Annotated in this window: 17 protein-coding genes; 15 read left to right on the plus strand and 2 right to left on the minus strand. The window is 45.2% G+C overall.

The features are described from left to right. Positions 1-27 precede the first annotated feature (27 nt). The 4 genes from ACR32F_RS13335 to ACR32F_RS13350 all read left to right on the plus strand — a co-directional run bounded on the left by ACR32F_RS13335 (position 28) and on the right by ACR32F_RS13350 (position 3,502). Positions 28-735, plus strand: coding sequence for a response regulator transcription factor (locus tag ACR32F_RS13335; RefSeq protein WP_440119144.1), 708 nt, complete (start codon positions 28-30; stop codon positions 733-735). Beyond that, the gene (locus ACR32F_RS13340) at positions 728-1,768 is read left to right on the plus strand and encodes a sensor histidine kinase (protein WP_440119145.1); all 1,041 of its coding nucleotides are present in this window, start codon (positions 728-730) and stop codon (positions 1,766-1,768) included. The genes ACR32F_RS13335 and ACR32F_RS13340 overlap by 8 nt, the downstream gene beginning before the upstream one ends. Positions 1,769-1,854: 86 nt before the next feature. Next, the gene (locus ACR32F_RS13345; protein WP_076214666.1) at positions 1,855-2,772 is read left to right on the plus strand and encodes an ABC transporter ATP-binding protein; all 918 of its coding nucleotides are present in this window, start codon (positions 1,855-1,857) and stop codon (positions 2,770-2,772) included. After that, the gene (locus ACR32F_RS13350) at positions 2,765-3,502 is read left to right on the plus strand and encodes an ABC transporter permease (protein ID WP_440119146.1); all 738 of its coding nucleotides are present in this window, start codon (positions 2,765-2,767) and stop codon (positions 3,500-3,502) included. The genes ACR32F_RS13345 and ACR32F_RS13350 overlap by 8 nt, the downstream gene beginning before the upstream one ends. 124 nt (positions 3,503-3,626) lie before the next feature. On the opposite strand, the gene ACR32F_RS13355 is transcribed toward ACR32F_RS13350, so the two are convergent. Beyond that, complete coding sequence (locus ACR32F_RS13355) at positions 3,627-4,760, minus strand: helix-turn-helix transcriptional regulator (RefSeq protein WP_440119147.1); 1,134 nt, start codon at positions 4,758-4,760, stop codon at positions 3,627-3,629. A 128-nt stretch (positions 4,761-4,888) separates the two neighbouring features. On the opposite strand from ACR32F_RS13355, the gene ACR32F_RS13360 reads away from it, so the two are divergent. The 11 genes from ACR32F_RS13360 to ACR32F_RS13410 all read left to right on the plus strand — a co-directional run bounded on the left by ACR32F_RS13360 (position 4,889) and on the right by ACR32F_RS13410 (position 16,977). Continuing rightward, positions 4,889-5,596: a class I SAM-dependent methyltransferase gene (locus ACR32F_RS13360; RefSeq protein ID WP_440119148.1), complete on the plus strand. Its 708-nt coding sequence runs from the start codon at positions 4,889-4,891 to the stop codon at positions 5,594-5,596. Continuing rightward, positions 5,580-6,677, plus strand: coding sequence for a saccharopine dehydrogenase family protein (locus ACR32F_RS13365; protein WP_440119149.1), 1,098 nt, complete (start codon positions 5,580-5,582; stop codon positions 6,675-6,677). The genes ACR32F_RS13360 and ACR32F_RS13365 overlap by 17 nt, the downstream gene beginning before the upstream one ends. Before the next feature lie 74 nt (positions 6,678-6,751). Further along, the gene (locus tag ACR32F_RS13370) at positions 6,752-7,045 is read left to right on the plus strand and encodes a hypothetical protein (RefSeq protein ID WP_440119150.1); all 294 of its coding nucleotides are present in this window, start codon (positions 6,752-6,754) and stop codon (positions 7,043-7,045) included. Positions 7,046-7,123: 78 nt separating this feature from the next. After that, positions 7,124-8,416, plus strand: coding sequence for an amidohydrolase (locus tag ACR32F_RS13375; RefSeq protein ID WP_440119151.1), 1,293 nt, complete (start codon positions 7,124-7,126; stop codon positions 8,414-8,416). 269 nt (positions 8,417-8,685) lie between these two features. Next, positions 8,686-10,650, plus strand: coding sequence for an ABC transporter ATP-binding protein/permease (locus tag ACR32F_RS13380; RefSeq protein WP_440119152.1), 1,965 nt, complete (start codon positions 8,686-8,688; stop codon positions 10,648-10,650). 28 nt (positions 10,651-10,678) lie between these two features. Then, positions 10,679-11,347: a response regulator transcription factor gene (locus ACR32F_RS13385; protein ID WP_440119153.1), complete on the plus strand. Its 669-nt coding sequence runs from the start codon at positions 10,679-10,681 to the stop codon at positions 11,345-11,347. 2 nt (positions 11,348-11,349) lie between these two features. Then, complete coding sequence (locus ACR32F_RS13390; protein WP_440119154.1) at positions 11,350-12,684, plus strand: sensor histidine kinase; 1,335 nt, start codon at positions 11,350-11,352, stop codon at positions 12,682-12,684. A 287-nt stretch (positions 12,685-12,971) separates the two neighbouring features. Then, positions 12,972-14,807: a UbiD family decarboxylase gene (locus tag ACR32F_RS13395; RefSeq protein WP_440119155.1), complete on the plus strand. Its 1,836-nt coding sequence runs from the start codon at positions 12,972-12,974 to the stop codon at positions 14,805-14,807. A gap of 279 nt (positions 14,808-15,086) precedes the next feature. Further along, entirely contained in the window at positions 15,087-16,172 is a 1,086-nt protein-coding gene (locus ACR32F_RS13400) for an HD-GYP domain-containing protein (protein ID WP_440119156.1), read from the plus strand. A 157-nt stretch (positions 16,173-16,329) separates the two neighbouring features. Then, entirely contained in the window at positions 16,330-16,812 is a 483-nt protein-coding gene (locus ACR32F_RS13405; protein ID WP_440119157.1) for an SRPBCC family protein, read from the plus strand. A gap of 6 nt (positions 16,813-16,818) precedes the next feature. After that, a complete protein-coding gene (locus tag ACR32F_RS13410; RefSeq protein ID WP_440119158.1) occupies positions 16,819-16,977 on the plus strand; it encodes a hypothetical protein in 159 nt (52 codons plus the stop codon). Here ACR32F_RS13410 and ACR32F_RS13415 read toward each other — a convergent pair. After that, positions 16,974-18,200: an MFS transporter gene (locus ACR32F_RS13415; protein ID WP_440119159.1), complete on the minus strand. Its 1,227-nt coding sequence runs from the start codon at positions 18,198-18,200 to the stop codon at positions 16,974-16,976. The two genes, ACR32F_RS13410 and ACR32F_RS13415, sit on opposite strands and share 4 nt — an antisense overlap. Positions 18,201-18,402 lie beyond the last annotated feature (202 nt).

Raw genomic sequence — 18,402 nt, forward strand, 5'->3', positions numbered from 1 at the left:
TTTTTAACATGAAAGAAGGTTGAAATCATGCAAAATATTCGTGTACTCATTGCGGATGACGATAAGGAGATTCGAGACCTGATCCGAAAATACCTGGAGCGGGAGATGTACACCGTAGATACTGCCGCAGATGGTGAACAAGCGCTGCAGCTGTTTCAACAGCACAAATATAATATGGTCATTCTTGACCTGATGATGCCTCAGATGGACGGTATGGAAGCTTGTCGAAGAATTCGCAGTATCAGTAATGTACCCATCATGATGGTGACAGCCAAAGACCACGAAACAGACAAAATTATAGGTCTTGGCATCGGCGCAGATGATTACATTACCAAACCATTTAGCATTCATGAACTGGTTGCCAGAATTAAGGCACTCATGCGTAGATTTATGGTTCTTGGGACGGAAGTTCCTGACCACAGTGAGGTCATTCGCTTCAAAGGATTGATGATGAATTTGAAAACATACACAATTGATGTCCAGGGAAAAGAGACCGATCTGACTGGCAAAGAAACGGAATTGCTCAAATTTATGATGTCCAATCCTGGTCAGGTGTTCACCAAAGCCCAATTATTCAGAAATGTATGGGATAACGGGTATTTGGATGATGACAATACCGTCATGGTACATATCCGAAAGCTGCGAATGAAGATTGAATCCGATCCTTCCAATCCACAGTTTATAAAAACCGTTTGGGGTATCGGTTATAAATTTGTAGGTGAACGGGATGAATAGAGATGCCGTCTTGATGTTATCTGGTCTGCAGTTGATCATCGGAGCTGGGGCACTTGTCCTGGAATACTACACGAGCTTGACGAATGGTTCACGAATGTGGTTGTTTGCAGCTTTCGTTTTCACCAGCGTCTTGGTACTCGTTAATCAATATCAGATTCGAAGCAAGCAGCAATCGATTGCTTCTGAACTGCAGCGGGCGGTCAATGGAGAAGGAAAAAGAAGAATATTAAGCAAAGGGAATGTACTGCTGGATGAGATCGTTTTTGCAGCAAATGACCTGATGGAGCAGCTAGAAAACGTAAAGATCGATGCCCAGCGCTCTCAGGCAGCAAGAAAGAGTCTGCTTTCCAGCATTTCTCATGATATTCGCACACCTCTAACTTCGATGATTGGTTATGTGGATGCGCTCAAGGATGATATTGCTTCCACAGAAGAAGAGAGAAGAGACTATATGGATATTTTGTCGAGGAAATCAAAGGACTTGAAAAAAATGATAGATGAGATGTTCACCATGGCCAAACTGGATGCAGACGAGATGCCCATGCAGGCTGAGCCGTTGGATCTGGCCGAATTGACCAGGGAGATTTTGATTGAATTTATACCCAGTCTCAAAAAAGCAGAGATGGATCTAGAAATTCAGATTCCGGATTACCCTTGCTTCGTTATGGCAGACAGGCTGAGTATCAATCGCCTCATCAGTAATCTGATTCAAAATTCCATCCAGTATGGGCATGAAGGGGGCGTTCTGGGAATTGAAATAGCATGTTATCATTTCGATTTTCAATTAACCGTATGGGATCAGGGACCAGGGATATCGGAGAAAGAGCTAAATCTGGTGTTTGAACGTATGTATCGCAGTGACCACTCACGTAGCCCTGTCTTTGGGGCAAGCGGGCTTGGGCTTTCAATTGCCCGGACACTGGCTGAGAAAAATGATGGGCATTTGCAGGCAGAGAGCACACCTGGTGTGAAAACATCCTTTATATTCACGATCCCCAAGTATAAGCGGCTGTCACAGTCACAGCACAATTAAGAGATAGTTAAGATTTGGATAAGCGCTATTTAAAATCTGAAACCTAGAATGAAATTATCAGTTCTTGGAAGGAAGGTGCGCTAGACGTGAGTGTAATTATCAAAACAACAAATCTTACCAAACAATACGGGACTCAAAAATCAGTTAATTCACTGAACATGACCGTTCAACAAGGTGGGATATACGGGTTTCTTGGACGCAACGGGGCAGGGAAAACAACAACAATCCGTATGCTGCTCGGTCTAATCAAACCAACGCATGGTGAGATTGAGATATTTGGGGAGAACCTGTTTACCAATCAAAAAGAAATATTAAGAAGAACCGGCTCGATTGTAGAAGTACCCGGTTTTTATGAGAACCTGACTGCTCGTGAAAATTTATCTATCAACGCTCGAATCATGGGGATATACAAAAAGAATGCAATTGAGGACTCGCTTGAAATCGTAGGTTTGCAAAATGAAACCAAAAAATTGGTTGGCAAATATTCTTTGGGAATGAAACAAAGGTTAGGCATTGCCCGAGCCCTGTTGCACTATCCTGAATTGCTGATTCTTGATGAACCTACCAATGGACTTGATCCGATTGGGATCAAAGAAATTCGCAGACTGATTAAAAATCTGGCCACGGAGAGAAATATTACCATCTTGATCTCAAGCCACATTTTATCGGAAATTGAACAACTGGTTGATTACATGGGCATTATTCATGAAGGGAACCTGCTGGAGGAAATTTCATTTGAGCAGCTTCGGAAAAGGAACCGTAAATACACGGAATTTCAAGTTTCAGATGATAATAAGGCTGCGGTAATTCTCGACGGTTTGGATCAGGCTGAATATGAAATTCATGATGAACGCAATATCCGGGTTTACTCTCATCTTGGACAACAAGGGAAGCTAAACAGAATCTTTATGGAAAATGACATCAATGTAACCAAAATTATGGTGAGTGAGGATCGTTTGGAAGATTATTTCACCAAGCTGGTTGGAGGTGGAACCATTGGTTAATTTGCTTTACACTGAACTTCTCAAGCTGAAACGCTCTAAAATGTTTCTGCTTAGTATCATCGGCGCGGCCGTTGCCCCTTTGATGGTAGCTGCTGCCATGTTTGTACAAATGAAAACAAAAGAGCCTTATCTTGTTGCACAATTCAGTGTGCTTATGTCCAACACAAGCATATATGCTGTACTGGTCATTGGAGTTCCATTGTATGGTGTCATTACCGCTTACCTGTATAACAGGGAATATGCAGAGGATACAATGAAGAATCTGCTGACCATTCCCGTCTCCAGAGTCGCTCTTTTGATGTCCAAATGGATTATGCTGCTGGGATGGATTATGTTGCTTACCTTATCCGCTTGGGCGCTGGCGATCATTTTTGGTTCGCTGGGTCAGTTTGCAGGTCTTACTCCACAGTTCGTGCTCAACTCGCTCAGCAATTATGTAGTGGCAGGTCTGTTGTTGTTTCTGTTGTCGACCCCAATCATTCTGATTACACTCGTATTAAAAAGTTTTGTGCCAGCGATTATCGTAACCATTATTATTACACTGGTGAATGTGATGCTTGCTACTAGCGAACATCGCGGATTGTTTCCATGGACCGCAGCATTGGATATTGCCAATGGAACACTGGAAGCCAAATATCCTCCAGAGTATTCATATATTTCGATCGCTGCTACGTCTATCATTTGTCTCGGACTGGCCATCGGTTATTTCAAGAAAATAGATATTCATTAATAAAAAAGAAGTTACAACGGATGGATAAGATCCCTTATCAATAAACAGAGTGATGAGTTCACTATCCTGTTTACTGATAAGGGATTTTTCAGATCATACATAACAGATTTATTCAATTAATGAATCAATCTATCGTTCTATTAATAGAATGCTCATCCGACAGCTGGAAACGGGATACAAAATACCAGATCAGCTCACGGCGCGAAGATACATCCGTTTTAGCAAAAATGGATTTCAAATGGTCTTGAACCGTGTAGACAGAAATATGCATCGCTGAGGCAATCTCTTTGGAAGAATAACTACGTAGCACGTAACCTAACAGTTCTCGTTCCCGAATAGATAGTCCATGACTCTCGGCGAGCAAAGGAAGCAGATCCTGTGGCATGGCCTGTTCAAGCCGTATGGCAATCTGATCCGGTCCCGCAGGCTGTTGCATGAGGCTGGCATGAAGTGCGAGGTAACGACCGTCCAAGAGTTGAATACAGACTTTGGAGGGGGAACCATGGGCAGCTTCTTGTGCAACCGTTACATCTCGATCTGTACGAGTCTGACGCTGCAGATGTGAACTGACTGCACGAACTGGGCGGGGCAGGATATCCGGCCCTATATGTTCAAGCATACGCAATTGTGACAGCCAATATTGAGCGGGGGCATTCACAGATAAGAGCTGGAACGTGTCCGATGTGATTAAAATGCCCGGTTCTGAGGGACTCTCGCTGGTGATCTCATCCATCAGTGTCAGACTTGTGGATCGCAGCATCGATGCAATGGAAGAAGTCGATGCCTGAATGAATAGTCGCTCCTCTTCCGTAAAGAAGGACCGTCCTGTCTTACGATACAGGGTCAGGTATCCCCAGCAAGCACCTCCACTGACCAGTACGGCTCGCAGTTCATCGCTGAAACCTGCTGGCTGAAGAATATGAACGTATCGCAAACTTTGTTCCGATTTTAAGCTGATCGATGCATGAAGAATGGCTGTGTGCTCACCGCTGCGAATCAAATCAGCATACTTATGTATGTCTTCTTCCATGTATTCATTAACGAACAGCCGATCATGAATGGCTTCAATTCCGTCTTCTGTCACAGCACCCGTTGAGAGAAGGGTCTGTGGATCAACCGTTGTGAAACAGTAAGCTTCATAGGGAACCATGTTCTGGATTTGCTTCAGTACAGCTTCCCGGTAGGTACGCGAGGTCCAGGTCCTTTTTTCAAGAGAAGTGATGAGTCTGCGGTTACGGTCCATACGTGATGTCAACAAGATTTCTCCCCTCCCTATGCGCGTATATCCCAATGTTCTGGGATTGTAGGCTTGGCGTATCCTTCTATAATGAAATTAGACGAACAACGAGTCAAGTCTAACTTCATTTCAAGAGGGGTGCAGTATCCATGAATCAGAATCAATCATCCATGAGCTGGGAAACAGCAGATGTACATCGCTACGAACAATCGATAGCCTTGAAAATTCCGGGTTATTCTCATATGCATGATCTGATGGAGAGGCTGCTTGCAGCATCGATTACGGATAACAACGATATTCATATAATTATAGCTGGAGCAGGAGGGGGGAAAGAGATTGCTCTGCTTGGATCACGCCATGCCGGATGGACGTTTACCGGAGTAGATCCTTCGCAGCCCATGTTACAGCTCGCTGAGAGACGAGTCGTGGAGGCGGACATCGGTTCCAGAGTAAAGCTGCTACCTGTCACGGTGGAAGAATTGCCGAAAGATATTTTATATGATGGGGCGACGAGCATGCTCATGTTGCATTTTATTCAGGGGATGGAGTCCAAGCGAACATTTCTGACCAGCCTTGCAGCGAGACTTAAACCGGGAGCGCCACTGATCATTGCGGCTGTGAATGCTGATCTTCGCTCACCTGCATATCCAATGATGATGCAAGCCTGGAAGGATCACATGTTGAGTGCAGGCGTCCTTCCAGAAGAGTGGGAGCGCTTTACTACTTCCTTGGGCCGTGAATCCGACCCCATATCATCTGAAGAGATGATTCAGCTGCTTGCCGAATGCGGATTCTCACAAATTACACGTTACTTCGGGGCGTTCTGGGTGGAGGGGTATTATGCAAGTCGAAACTAAATTGAGCCTCGTGAAAGATCAGATCTGGGTGGTTGGTGGATACGGTCAAGTGGGGCAAATGATATGTACCCAGTTGGGACGCTCCTTCCCAGGCAAAGTATGGGCGGCAGGTACCCGAATGAATAAGGCTGAAGAATTCAGCAGATCTACAGGTGGCGTAGTCCAGCCGCTTCAATTGGATGTAACACAACCTGTGGACCTGGCAATGTTACGCTCGGTGAAGCTCGTAATCATGTGTGTGGATCAGACCGATACCCGGTTCGTTGAATCCTGCGCACAAGCCGGAACCGATTATATGGATATTTCAGCAAAGTTTGATTTTCTGGCTCAGGTTGAACAGCTGCACTCCAAAATGCAACGTTCGGAATCAACCGCGATACTCAGCGTTGGATTATCACCGGGAGTGACTAATCTGCTTGTACGCGAAGCGACCATGCATATGGATCAGGTGGAGGAGGCAGATATTACTGTGATGCTGGGACTTGGGGAGAAGCACGGGAAGGCGGCCGTGGAGTGGACCGTTGATCAGATGAATGCTACCTATCAAGTGATGATAAAGGGCAAACCTGCCAAGGTGCAGAGTTTTGGAGATGGCAAATGGATTGATTTTGGAGCGGAACTGGGCAACCGGAGGGCATATCGATTTAACTTTTCGGATCAGCATGTGGTTGCTCGAACGTTACGTATTCCAACCGTATCTACCAGACTCTGTCTGGATTCTCGCTGGATAACCAAATCCATGGCGATTTCGAAACGTATGGGAATATTCACATTGCTGCGTATTCCAGCCCTTCGAAACGGAACGGTCAAGGCATTTGGCCTTATTCCTGGAGGGGAGCCGATGTATGCAGTCAAGGTTGATGTCGTAGGATGGGAAAATGGCGAGCAAGTCCGCGTCGAACAACTGCTGGTTGGCGCCAAGGAAGCAGACGCAACAGCAGCGGTGGCTGCAGCCGTGGCAGAACGCATGTATAGAACAGAGTTGCCACATGGTGTGTTTCATATTGAGCAGTGTCTTTCTTTGCAGGACATTCAGGATGCACTTCATATGCCGCTAAAAGTGACGACCAAGATCACCTGATTTCATGTTCTTTTGCTGGCGCCCTCCGATCTGCTATGATGGAACAATAATGATGGCATGAATGGAGGGAGATCATGAACTGCGTTGCTGTATTACCCTATTACAAAGTACAGAGAGAAGTGACGGGTCTCGCCCAAGAGGTGCATAAGAATGCCCGCTCCATGATTCTGTATTCCGATAAAATCGTGACGAAATACCGTGAGTTCAACATCACGGAGGTGTTTGACATGTCATTTCGAAGAATGGGCGATGAGGGTGGATTTTTCTATCTGCATACGAGTACAGGAGTCTATCCATACATGGTCGAAATGGACCCCAAGCCCTTTATTCAAAGTTTCAGAAAGATGACGATTCAAAAATTAAAATGACTTGACCTTCCCGTTACGTGAAGGCTTACCCTCGGATATGGAAGGAATCACACCAAATCCAGAGGAGTCGTGAATGTAATGAGCATATTGATTCAGCAAGCTACGATCTTAACGATGAAAGATGCCGATGCCCCCTTCATGGGGGATATTCGTGTTGAAGGAGATCGCATTACACAGATTGCGAACCACATTCTGCCTCAACCTGAAGATGAAATTATCGATGGCCGCAATAAGATTGCCATGCCGGGTCTGGTTAATGCCCACCAGCATACACCGATGAGTCTGCTCCGGGGATTCTCGGATGACCTGAAGCTGATGGACTGGCTTGACCGCAAAATGCTGCCTGCAGAAGCGCGGATGACTCCTGAAGATATCTATTGGGGTGCCCAGCTATCCATCGCCGAGATGATCCGTTCGGGTACCACTGCCTTTGCGGATATGTACATCCATATGAACGAGATCGCAGAAGCAGTGAAGCAAACGGGTATCCGGGCATCACTGACACGCGGAATGGTGTTCATGGAGGATGATGAGGGACGCAGGTTGCAGGAAGCAATCGATCTTGTACAGCGCTGGTCTGGAGGGGCCGAGGGACGGATCACAACGATGTATGGACCCCATTCCCCCTACACATGTCCCGTAGAACCTTTGCGGGAAGTGATTGCGATGGCCGAACAGGAGAACGTGCCCATCCACATTCATCTGGCTGAGACGAAGGAAGAAGTCGTGAAGATTCGCGATCGCTATGGCATGACGCCAACGGAGTATTTGGAAGAGGCAGGTTTGTTTGAAAAGGCACATGTGCTGCTTGCTCATGGTGTACACCTGAATCGAAGGGACATCGGCAGATTGAAAGGCATGCGTGGCGGCGTAGCACACAATCCAGTCAGTAATCTGAAGCTGGGGTGTGGAATTGCTCCCATTACCGAGATGCTGGCACAAGGAATTAATGTTGGAATCGGAACCGATGGTGCGGGAAGTGCGACAACAGTGGATATGTTTGAAGAGATCAAAGCAGCAACCTGGCTGCAAAAGCTGGACTATGGCGATCCTACTCGTCTGCCGGCAAAAGCGATTCTACACCTGACTACACGCGGAAGTGCGGGTTTGCTGGCTCTTCATGATGAAGTAGGTGTGCTGGAAGCAGGCCGCAAAGCCGATCTGATTCTGATTGATCTGGTCAAACCCCATCTGCAACCTGTACATGAAATAGAGTCGCTACTGGCTTACAGCGTAAATGGTGCGGACGTGGACACCACAATTGTGAATGGTCAAATTCTCATGAGAAGCAGGCAGTTACTTACCATTGATGAAGACGAACTGTACCGTGAGGTGAAGGTTAGGGCGAAGCGTATTGTTGAAGGAGTTTGAATAGTCGTTGATTTTAGGAATTATCTAGGGAATAAATGGATTATTTAGGATAGAGGTAAATTAAGAAACGCCATGAATTCGCATTTCATGGCGTTTTTTTGACACCTGCACTTACTTGACACGATTCACTTCAAGTAAGTGCAGGTGTCTTTTTTTGTACAGGCAGATACCGATAGCCCAGTTCATTATCAGTTCACATTCATTTGTTACGCTATGAAACATCAAATAGATAGATATACAGCGCAAGATCAGGAGAGGAAGAGATCCAGATGAAGATATTAGAAGTTAAAAATGTAAAGAAATCATACACATTATATGGCAAGGAAAAGGTTCCGGTACTCCACGGTTTGAACCTAAGCTTTGAGACTGGGGAATTCGTCTCAATCCTTGGCGAATCAGGCTGTGGCAAGTCAACGCTGATGAATATCATTGGTGGAATGGATTCCGATTATGAAGGGGACGTCCTTGTTCGCGGCAAGAACCTAAGTGCCATGACGGAGAAGGAAATGGATGATTATCGGAAGAATAATATCGGCTTTGTATTTCAGAATTTTAATCTGATCCCGCATCTATCCGTCCTTGAAAATGTTACGATTGCTATGCAAATGACGGATACGAATGAGAAGGACCGGAACAAGCGAGCCATTGATATTTTGACAGAAGTCGGGCTAAAGGATCATCTGAACAAACGTCCCAACCAGCTGTCCGGTGGTCAGAAGCAACGGGTGTCCATCGCGCGGGCTTTATCCAACAATCCGGACATTATTTTGGCGGATGAACCAACAGGTGCGCTGGATAAGGAGAACGGAGATCAGATCCTGGCCTTGCTGGACAGCATAGCAAAAAAAGGAATGCTGGTCATTGCCGTAACTCACTCGCAGAAAGTGGCTGATTCAGGTACACGTATAGTGAAGGTAGAGGAGGGGCGGATTAGTGATGACATTCACCTCAAAGATCCTTCTACGGCTGTCTACGAGAGTGGTCAAGATTCTTCCCGGAGCCTGGGCCTGCTTGCTTCATTTAACATGGCTCTCAAAAATATGAAACTCAATGCCAAGCGTAATGTAATGGTAGCGTTGGGTGGATCTATAGGTATATTAAGTGTGCTCTTGATGCTCTCCTTGGGTAATGGGATAACGACTTATATGAACGACGAAATCAATTCAAGCATGGACCCTTTGCTCGTGGATATAACGAAGCCGAGTGAAGAAGCCAAAGATATGCAAGGCCCGGAAGCTTTGATGGCGACAGGTGAACCGTTCACAGAAGCTGATATTGAAACGATTCGTAATTTCCCTAATGTGGATCATGTAGAGACCATCACTTCCATTACAGGCAAATCAACAATAGTTAATGAAGAACAAAGTGTGGGACTCACGCAGTTGACGACGTTAACGGATGCCTTTGATCCAGAAACGATTACAGCAGGAACTCTTCCGGTTGAGAATCAGATGTTATTACCCTTGGATACGGCGAAACAATTAAGTGGAAATGACCAGGGTGAATCGATGATCGGCAAGTCTGTGTTTCTATATATCAACGAGATGGATGGCAGTAATAAACCAATAACATTGGAAAAAGAAGTGACCATATCAGGTATATATGAAGTTGCAGATCAAAGATCTCCATTGCAGCAATCCCCAGGATACCTTTCATCAGAGACACTGGAGCACATGTATACGGATAATGGAATCTCCATTGGTCCAATTCAAGTTAATGCTTATGCAACCGATATGAAATATGTAAATGATATTAATGCAGCTGCTGTGGATGCGGGCTTCACGGGCTCCCAAACGGCAAAAATCATGGAGAATATTACGACTTATGTGAACATGGCTACGATTGTACTTTCTGGTATTGCAGGGATTTCGTTGATCGTATCCGGGATCATGATCTTGGTTGTGCTTTATATTAGTGTCGTGGAACGAACGAAGGAAATCGGAATTCTTCGTGCAATTGGAGCAAGAAAGAAAGACATCAAGCGAATATTCTTCTCAGAATCTGCTCTATTGGGAGTATTCAGTGGTATCATTGCGGTAGTCTTGGCGATAATCATTAGTTATGTATTGAATATTCTCTTGGACAACGCCTTTGGAGCAAAACTAATTAACCTGTCTGGATACTATATTGTTTTCGGAATTGCTGTAAGTACAGTGATTAGTATCATTGCTGGTTTGATGCCATCATCGAAGGCTGCGAAGCTGGACCCCATGGAGTCTTTACGATACGAATAAAACCAATAGCGGAAAGGATAATGGATACATGAACACGATTCTTGTAGTGGATGATGACTCCCATATCCGCAAATTAATCCGAATCTATCTTGAAAAAAATCATTTTTCCGTTTTGGAAGCTCCAGACGGTCAAGAGGCACTGGACATCCTGTCTCATACGAAGATTGATCTAGCCATTGTGGATGTGATGATGCCGCGAATAGACGGCATTGAACTGACGGAAGATATCCGATCTTATATGGACATTCCGATCCTGATGGTGACTGCCAAAGGAGAATCCAAGGATAAAGTCAAAGGATTTAATGCTGGCTCAGACGATTATTTAGTCAAACCTTTTGATCCTGTAGAGTTAGTCCTGCGTGTGAAATCGTTATTGAAGCGATACAACAAAATATCATCAAATGTTATTATCATAGGCGACGTAACGATTGATCTGGGCAGTTTGACAGTTGTTGCCGCAGAGCGAACGGTTGAATTGAAAAAGAAGGAATGTGAGTTGTTATTTTCTCTGGCGAGTTCGCCAGGGAAAATATTCACACGTACACAGCTCATAGAAGATATATGGGGAATCGATTACGAAGGCGACGAGCGTACCGTTGACGTGCATATCAAGCGGTTAAGAGAACGATTGGAACCGATGACTGAGCTAACGATTTCAACAGTAAGAGGACTTGGATATCGTCTGGAGCAGGCATGAAAATGTTGAAGAAAAGTCTGCGTCTTCGAATCGTGGCTACATTTATTGGTATTGTTCTGGTCAGTTTGATTCTCTCCTTTATACTTAATGTTGGGTCTCAGGAAAAGAGACCGAATCATTCTATCGTAAGCGTTGCTGAAGATATAGCTGCATTGATAAACCTGATTGATGATCCAGAAAAAGTTAAATCAAGCTTTGAACTCTTTGCACGATACGGCTTGAAAATCACTTCGGTGAATGAACAAAGTGAAGTGCTGTCATCCTTGCCCGAGGAAAAAGTTAATTTGTTATTCGAGGCGAGTTCAACCGATGCGGTTATTCTATCCAATACAGATGGAACAGGGATCGTTGGTGTTCCCAGGATGAATGATGAAGTGGGTGCACTTCTGATCCAAAGTGATTTTTCGACCATTTTTCATAATTTGAAAAATACGCTCTTGATATCGCTATTAACGGTCTTAGCCATCGGAAGTTTATTAATATTGTTCATGTCCGGGTATATTGTGAAGCCGATCAAAAGGCTAACGTTTGCAGCGAAGGAAATGGCATCAGGCGATTTATCGGTCCGGTTGAAGCATAATAATAAGGATGAGTTCGGTGATCTGATGGAGAGCTTTAATCATATGGCCAGCGAGTTGCAAAAAATAGATTCTGTTCGTGATGACTTTGTCAGCAACGTCTCTCATGAGATGCAGTCTCCGCTTACATCGATTAGAGGGTTTACTAGAGCGCTTCAAGATGGCGTTATTCCATTAGAGGAACAGAAAGAGCATCTGGATATCATATATGAAGAAACATTACGGCTGTCCAGGCTTAGTGATAATCTACTTCGATTAGCCTCGCTTGATTCGGAGCATCATCCGGTTCATTTCACCACATTCCAGTTGGATGAACAATTAAGGAGAACCATCGTACTGGCGGAACCGCAGTGGGCGCACAAAAATATAAAGATAGAATTGGATTTATTGCCTTGCGAGATTACGGTGGATAAAGATTTATTTGATCAGGTCTGGCTGAATTTAATCAGCAATGCGATCAAATACACAGGTCCCGATGGGTCCATTCATGTCGAAATCGAGATGTCATCTTCATTCGTGAAGGTATCTATTCGAGATTCAGGACAAGGAATACCAGAAGAAGCCCTTCCTCATATCTTTGATCGTTTTTATATGGTAGACAAAGCACGAAGCAGCGCGCTTCGAGGCAATGGCTTAGGGCTGTCCATTGTGATTAAAATTTTGAAATTGCATCAATGTACAATTGATGTGGAGAGCCAAGCTGGAGAAGGAACGCAGTTTATTGTAACGATTCCTAGATCGGTCACGACTACATCCTAAAGCAAACCAAGAATAACGAACAGCAATATTGAAACAATCGGGTCCTCATGAATACAGGGCTCCGGTTGCTTTAATATTGCTCTTTTGATGTGTGTGTACGTGACCAATTTCATATATTGTTTTGTTTAGCGGCATATCATTTGATAAGATAGAAGAGACGAGAGGATAAATCATTTAATAGTGAAAAAAGAGTAGGGAAACCCAGCTTTTGTTCAGCAACAACCTCTATACGTCCATGTGAATAGTTGAACATAACCAATTTATCAACCAAAGAATGGAGCCATCCAATGAAATATCGTAATATGGAAGATTGTGTAAATGATTTGGAGCAGCACGGTCATTTGATTCGAGTGAAAGAAGAAGTTGATCCACATCTGGAGATGGCAGCGATCCATATGAAAGTGCATGCGGCGACGGGTCCGGCCCTGCTATTCGAAAATGTAAAAGGATCGAAGTTCCAGGCAGTATCCAACCTGTTCGGTACAGTGGAGCGAAGCAAATTCATGTTCCGTGGCACGCTTGAAGGTGTACAGCGTGTTATGGTCGTGCGGGGCGATCCTATGAAGGCACTCAAAACGCCGTTTCAGCATATCAGCACAGGACTTGCCGCCTGGCAAGCCTTGCCCAAGCAGAAGTCGATTAGCCTGCCTGTATCCGCTCAGGAGATACAGATCTCAGATCTACCGTTAATTAAACATTGGCCCATGGATGGGGGCGCGTTCGTTACGCTGCCGCAGGTTTATTCGGAAGACCCGGATAAGCCAGGGATCATGAATTCCAATCTGGGCATGTACCGGGTACAGCTGGATGGCAATGATTACGAGTTGAACAATGAAATTGGACTGCATTACCAGATTCATCGCGGGATTGGTATTCATCAGGCCAAGGCAGTCAAAAAGGGAGAGCCGCTCAAAGTGAGTATTTTCATCGGCGGCCCGCCTGCCCATACGCTTTCTGCTGTGATGCCTCTGCCTGAAGGACTTAGTGAGATGACTTTTGCCGGTCTACTCGCCGGACGACGCTTTCGGTACAGTTATAAGGATGGGTATTGCATCAGCAATGATGCTGATTTTGTCATTACGGGTGATATTTATCCAGGCGAGACGAAACCTGAGGGTCCGTTCGGTGATCACCTGGGATACTACAGTCTGACGCATGAATTCCCGCTAATGAGAGTGCATAAAGTTTATGCCAAACCTAATGCGATCTGGCCGTTTACTGTCGTCGGTCGTCCGCCACAAGAGGATACAGCCTTTGGCGATCTGATTCACGAAATCACGGGCGATGCGATCAAACAGGAGATTCCGGGTGTCAAAGAAGTACATGCCGTAGATGCCGCAGGGGTACATCCGCTTCTGTTCGCGATTGGAAGTGAGCGTTACACGCCGTATCAAGCGGTTAAACAGCCAACAGAGTTGCTGACCATTGCGAGTCGGATTCTGGGTACGGGTCAGCTTAGTCTGGCGAAATACCTGTTCATTACGGCAGAAGATCAGCAGCCGCTGGATACCCATCGGGAAGTGGAATTTTTGACGTATATTCTGGAACGAATGGATTTGCAACGGGATATTCATTTCCATACCAATACAACGATCGATACACTGGATTACTCGGGAACCGGGTTGAACAGTGGTAGTAAGGTTGTATTTGCGGCCTACGGTGACAAGATTCGGGAGTTATGCCGAGACGTACCGGAGTCATTGAAGGATATTCGTGGTTACACCAATCCACAACTGGTGATGCCAGGAATCGTTGCCATCCAGGGTGAAAAATTCACCAGTTATGCGGATACAGAACAAGAGATGAAGGCATTTACCGACATGCTGAAGGAAAAAGGGGATCTATCCTCTTCTCCAATGATCGTGTTATGTGATGACAGCTCTTTCCTGAGTGCGAATCTCAGCAACTTCCTGTGGGCGACATTTACCCGCAGTAATCCGTCCCATGATATGTACGGCGTGAATAGTGGTTACAGCTACAAACATTGGGGTTGTGATCAGATCATCATCGATGCCAGAGTGAAGCCACACCAAGCGCCACCGCTGATTCCTGACCCTGCTATAGAGAAAAGGATTGAACGTTTTTTCATCCAGGGAGCAAGTCTGAATTCAATTAAAATCTAACTTCATACGTAAAAGGTCCAAAGATTGCGTTTGGGCTTTTTGCGTATATAGGTGTTAAGTGAAAGACCTGTTGTGCAAATGAAAATTCGAAACCGGGACTTTTTGCAAAAATGGGATGAGGATAAAGTCTTATGCGTTCGTATTTCCTTTTGTGATTAAGGTCGTTTGGACTATGGATAAAAAGTGAATATTTATCGATATAAAGTAGTATAGGGATTTTTGGGACCTGATGTATCGGGTGCTGTTGACTATAAATGATTGTTCAGGGGGAGTATCGATTTGAGAATCCATATTATGAACCTGCAAGATGGAGACCGTCTGACTGCGGATACATTCAGCGAAGCGGGATTACACGTCTTGGGCCAGGGTACTGTCATCAAAAGCGAAGATATTACCTTGCTGATGCAGCATCGCGTGGACTATGTGGATATTGAACCACGTCAGGAAGAAATTACGGAAGCCGAATTCTTTGCGGCAGCAGCAAAATATTCATCTGGAGCAAGTACCAAGGAAGAACCGCCTGAAGAAGAGCTGAAATCCCAATTTATACAAACTGTACATAATTATCAATCTGCCTTTCTCGAAGCGCTGACGGTAGGTAAGTTCAACGCAACGATGGTGGATGATGCACTGCAACCGATGGTGGAGGGATTGGATGAGCAAAAGGATGTAGTCCATCTTCTCATGATGCTGGAACGAGACGATGTCAATAACTACACGCATTCCATTCAGGTTGGACTGTTATCATTTTACATTGCTAACTGGCTTGGTTATTCTCAGAAAGAGAGTTACCAGATCAGTCGGGGCGGCTATCTTCACGATATCGGCAAATGTAAGGTCTCTCACCGGATTCGTAGCAAGATCGAACCGTTAACAGCAGACGAGCAGCTTGAATTGCAACGACACACCATCTACGGACATGATATTATCAAGAGTTCCATGACAGATGAGGCAACCGCGCTGGTCGCTCTACAGCATCATGAACTGGAGGACGGTTCCGGATATCCGATGCAATTGAAGAAAGACGAGATTCATCCATACACACAGATCGTATCTGTCGCTGATATTTACATCGGGATGAGATCTGACAGCCACGGGGCAAGCAATCCAAACCTGATCAACAACCTTCGAGATATCTATGCCATGGGATTCGGTAAATTGAACGAGAAGCCGGTTCAGGCATTGATGCAGCATCTGCTTCCTAACTTCATCGGCAAACAAGTGCTTCTGAGCAATGGTGAACGGGGCGTAATTGTCATGAACAATACATCTGATATTTTCAAACCGTTAATCAAGGTTGAGTCAGAGCAGTATCGTGATCTGTCCAAAGAGCGTAGCCTTGCTATTAATGAATTGCTTATTTAACCTTGAATAATAAAATAACTTCATGCCGCAAACGGGCCTCCTGTACGATGACAGGGGACCCGTTTTTGTGATTTTATGGTGCTATGCGTTGTTCTCTATAGAGAGCAGAGGTATACTTTGCGCAGACCTTCATCTTCCTTTTTAGGAGCGATTGCCCATGATTGAAGTAACAACCGAGATTAGAATACATGCCCCGATCGAACGATGTTTTGATTATGCGAAGGATATTGATATTCACACCCAAACCGTCTGGAAACATACGAGGGAACGGGCTATAGCAGGTGTAACAACAGGCCGGATTGGAACAGGAGACACCGTGACTTTCCAGGCCACACATTTTGGCATCCGACAGAAATTAACTTCAAGAATTGTCCAGTACGAATACCCATATATCTTTGTCGATCAGATGGAGAAGGGGGCTTTCAAGAGCATGCGCCACGAACATCATTTCAGCGAGTGTGGAAAACAGATCACTTGCATGAGAGATACATTAAGGTTCGAGGCCCCTCTTGGTGTACTGGGATGGGTCGCGGAACGATTCGTGTTGAAGAGTTACATGCAGGCTTTTTTGGAAAGTCGCAATCGCAAGCTTAAGGTCCTACTTGAACAGCAGAGAGAGCATCCGGTAAGAGAGGAATGACAACGGATGGAAAATGAATATTTTGTAGGCTGGGGCACACTTGCCTTGATTAATGCCGGACTTGCTCAGGGAAAAAACAGAAGCGGTCGTAACTGGTTTCTGATTTCCCTGTTATGTGGTCCGTTAGCGACTTTATTTATTGTTGTATGGAATAAACTGGATTAATCTAATGATTCGATATTTCGATGCATATAACGATCAATAGCCCAGAATAGAAGTGCAGCCGCACTAACCCCTGCACCTAACCAGGTTACCCCTGTCCAGCCCGCCCAAGTGTACATTTGAGTTGAAGCAATGGAGCCGGTTGCGCTGCCAATGGAATAAAAGATCATATAGGCTGCTGTCAGGCGACTTTGCGCTTCAGGACGAACTTCATAGATCAGGCTTTGGTTAGTGACATGTATTGCCTGGACAGCGAGATCAAGAAGAATGACACCCAAGACCAGAAACCATAGGGAATGATGAACCCATCCAATGAGGAGCCAGGATAAGAGCAGAATAACAAGGGAGATACCGGTTGTTTTTTGTCCCAAGCCCCGATCAGCCAGCTTACCTGCACGGGCAGCAGCCAGGGCTCCAGCCGCTCCCGCGAGGCCAAATGCTCCTATAGCCGTATGTGATAGTGAAAATGGAGGGCTACTGAGTGGTAAAACCATGGAAGTCCACAGGATGCTGAAGGCTGTGAAAATGAGCATGGCGAGTACACCGCGGACGCGTAAAACAGGCAATTCGCGGTACAGATGCAGGACAGAAAAGAGTAATTGCACGTAACTTACCTTCGCTCTCTGTGGTTCATGTTTAGGCAGAACAAGGAATAAGGCGATAATGCCCACTAAGGTAAGACTGGCCGAGAAGAGATAAACAGATCGCCAGCCGATCCAGTCGTTTAATGTCCCCGCAACAGTCCGTGCCAGTAATATTCCGATGACAATCCCGCTGGTTACCAGGCCCACAATGCGTCCGCGTTCAGAGGGTGCAGCCAGAGAAGCGGCAAAAGCAACCAGAGTTTGTGTAATGACTGCGAGCAAACCGACAGCGGCCATTCCGATGAACAAAACCTGGCTGGACGATGCAGTTCCCACCGTAACCAGAGCAATCACCGATAGAAGCATTTGTACAATGATCAAGATGCGTCGGTTCAACAAATCACCGAGTGGGACGAGCAACAGCAGACCAAGGGCGTAACAGATCTGGGTTACCGTGATAACGATCCCGATGGATGAATAAGAGATACTGAATTCTTGGGCAATGGAGTCGAGTAAAGGCTGAGCATAATAAATGTTGGCTACGGCCAGTCCGCTACATAATGCAAAGAGCAGTGCAATACGGCGCGACATGCCTGAATCTCCTGCAGAAGACGGCTGTACATGCTGGGGTGAAGTGTTCATGTGTGAGTGAGTTCCTTTCTGTAATGAAAATGATAGGATTAGAATGAATCATATTATACTGATCGGTACGTTATGATTCCAAATAAACATACTCTAAGTTCTGAAATGATGTCAATCAGAAAGAACTAAAAAGGGATGAATCGGATTTTGTTTGACAACATAGCGGGGTGGAGAATAAAATTGATATATACTGTTCGATACA

It is taken from the genome of Paenibacillus hebaui (genome assembly GCF_051934385.1).
Lineage (GTDB): Bacteria > Bacillota > Bacilli > Paenibacillales > Paenibacillaceae > Paenibacillus.

What these genes read in the sequence shown, in the direction of transcription:
- ACR32F_RS13375 (WP_440119151.1), top strand. Translation starts at nt 7,124, where the DNA reads ATGAGCATATTGATTCAGCAAGCTACGATCTTAACGATGAAAGATGCC.
- ACR32F_RS13410 (WP_440119158.1), top strand. Translation starts at nt 16,819, where the DNA reads ATGGAAAATGAATATTTTGTAGGCTGGGGCACACTTGCCTTGATTAAT.
- ACR32F_RS13405 (WP_440119157.1), top strand. Translation starts at nt 16,330, where the DNA reads ATGATTGAAGTAACAACCGAGATTAGAATACATGCCCCGATCGAACGA.
- ACR32F_RS13340 (WP_440119145.1), top strand. Translation starts at nt 728, where the DNA reads ATGAATAGAGATGCCGTCTTGATGTTATCTGGTCTGCAGTTGATCATC.
- ACR32F_RS13380 (WP_440119152.1), top strand. Translation starts at nt 8,686, where the DNA reads ATGAAGATATTAGAAGTTAAAAATGTAAAGAAATCATACACATTATAT.
- ACR32F_RS13335 (WP_440119144.1), top strand. Translation starts at nt 28, where the DNA reads ATGCAAAATATTCGTGTACTCATTGCGGATGACGATAAGGAGATTCGA.
- ACR32F_RS13365 (WP_440119149.1), top strand. Translation starts at nt 5,580, where the DNA reads ATGCAAGTCGAAACTAAATTGAGCCTCGTGAAAGATCAGATCTGGGTG.
- ACR32F_RS13385 (WP_440119153.1), top strand. Translation starts at nt 10,679, where the DNA reads ATGAACACGATTCTTGTAGTGGATGATGACTCCCATATCCGCAAATTA.
- ACR32F_RS13415 (WP_440119159.1), bottom strand. Translation starts at nt 18,200, where the DNA reads ATGAACACTTCACCCCAGCATGTACAGCCGTCTTCTGCAGGAGATTCA.
- ACR32F_RS13360 (WP_440119148.1), top strand. Translation starts at nt 4,889, where the DNA reads ATGAATCAGAATCAATCATCCATGAGCTGGGAAACAGCAGATGTACAT.
- ACR32F_RS13370 (WP_440119150.1), top strand. Translation starts at nt 6,752, where the DNA reads ATGAACTGCGTTGCTGTATTACCCTATTACAAAGTACAGAGAGAAGTG.
- ACR32F_RS13390 (WP_440119154.1), top strand. Translation starts at nt 11,350, where the DNA reads ATGTTGAAGAAAAGTCTGCGTCTTCGAATCGTGGCTACATTTATTGGT.
- ACR32F_RS13395 (WP_440119155.1), top strand. Translation starts at nt 12,972, where the DNA reads ATGAAATATCGTAATATGGAAGATTGTGTAAATGATTTGGAGCAGCAC.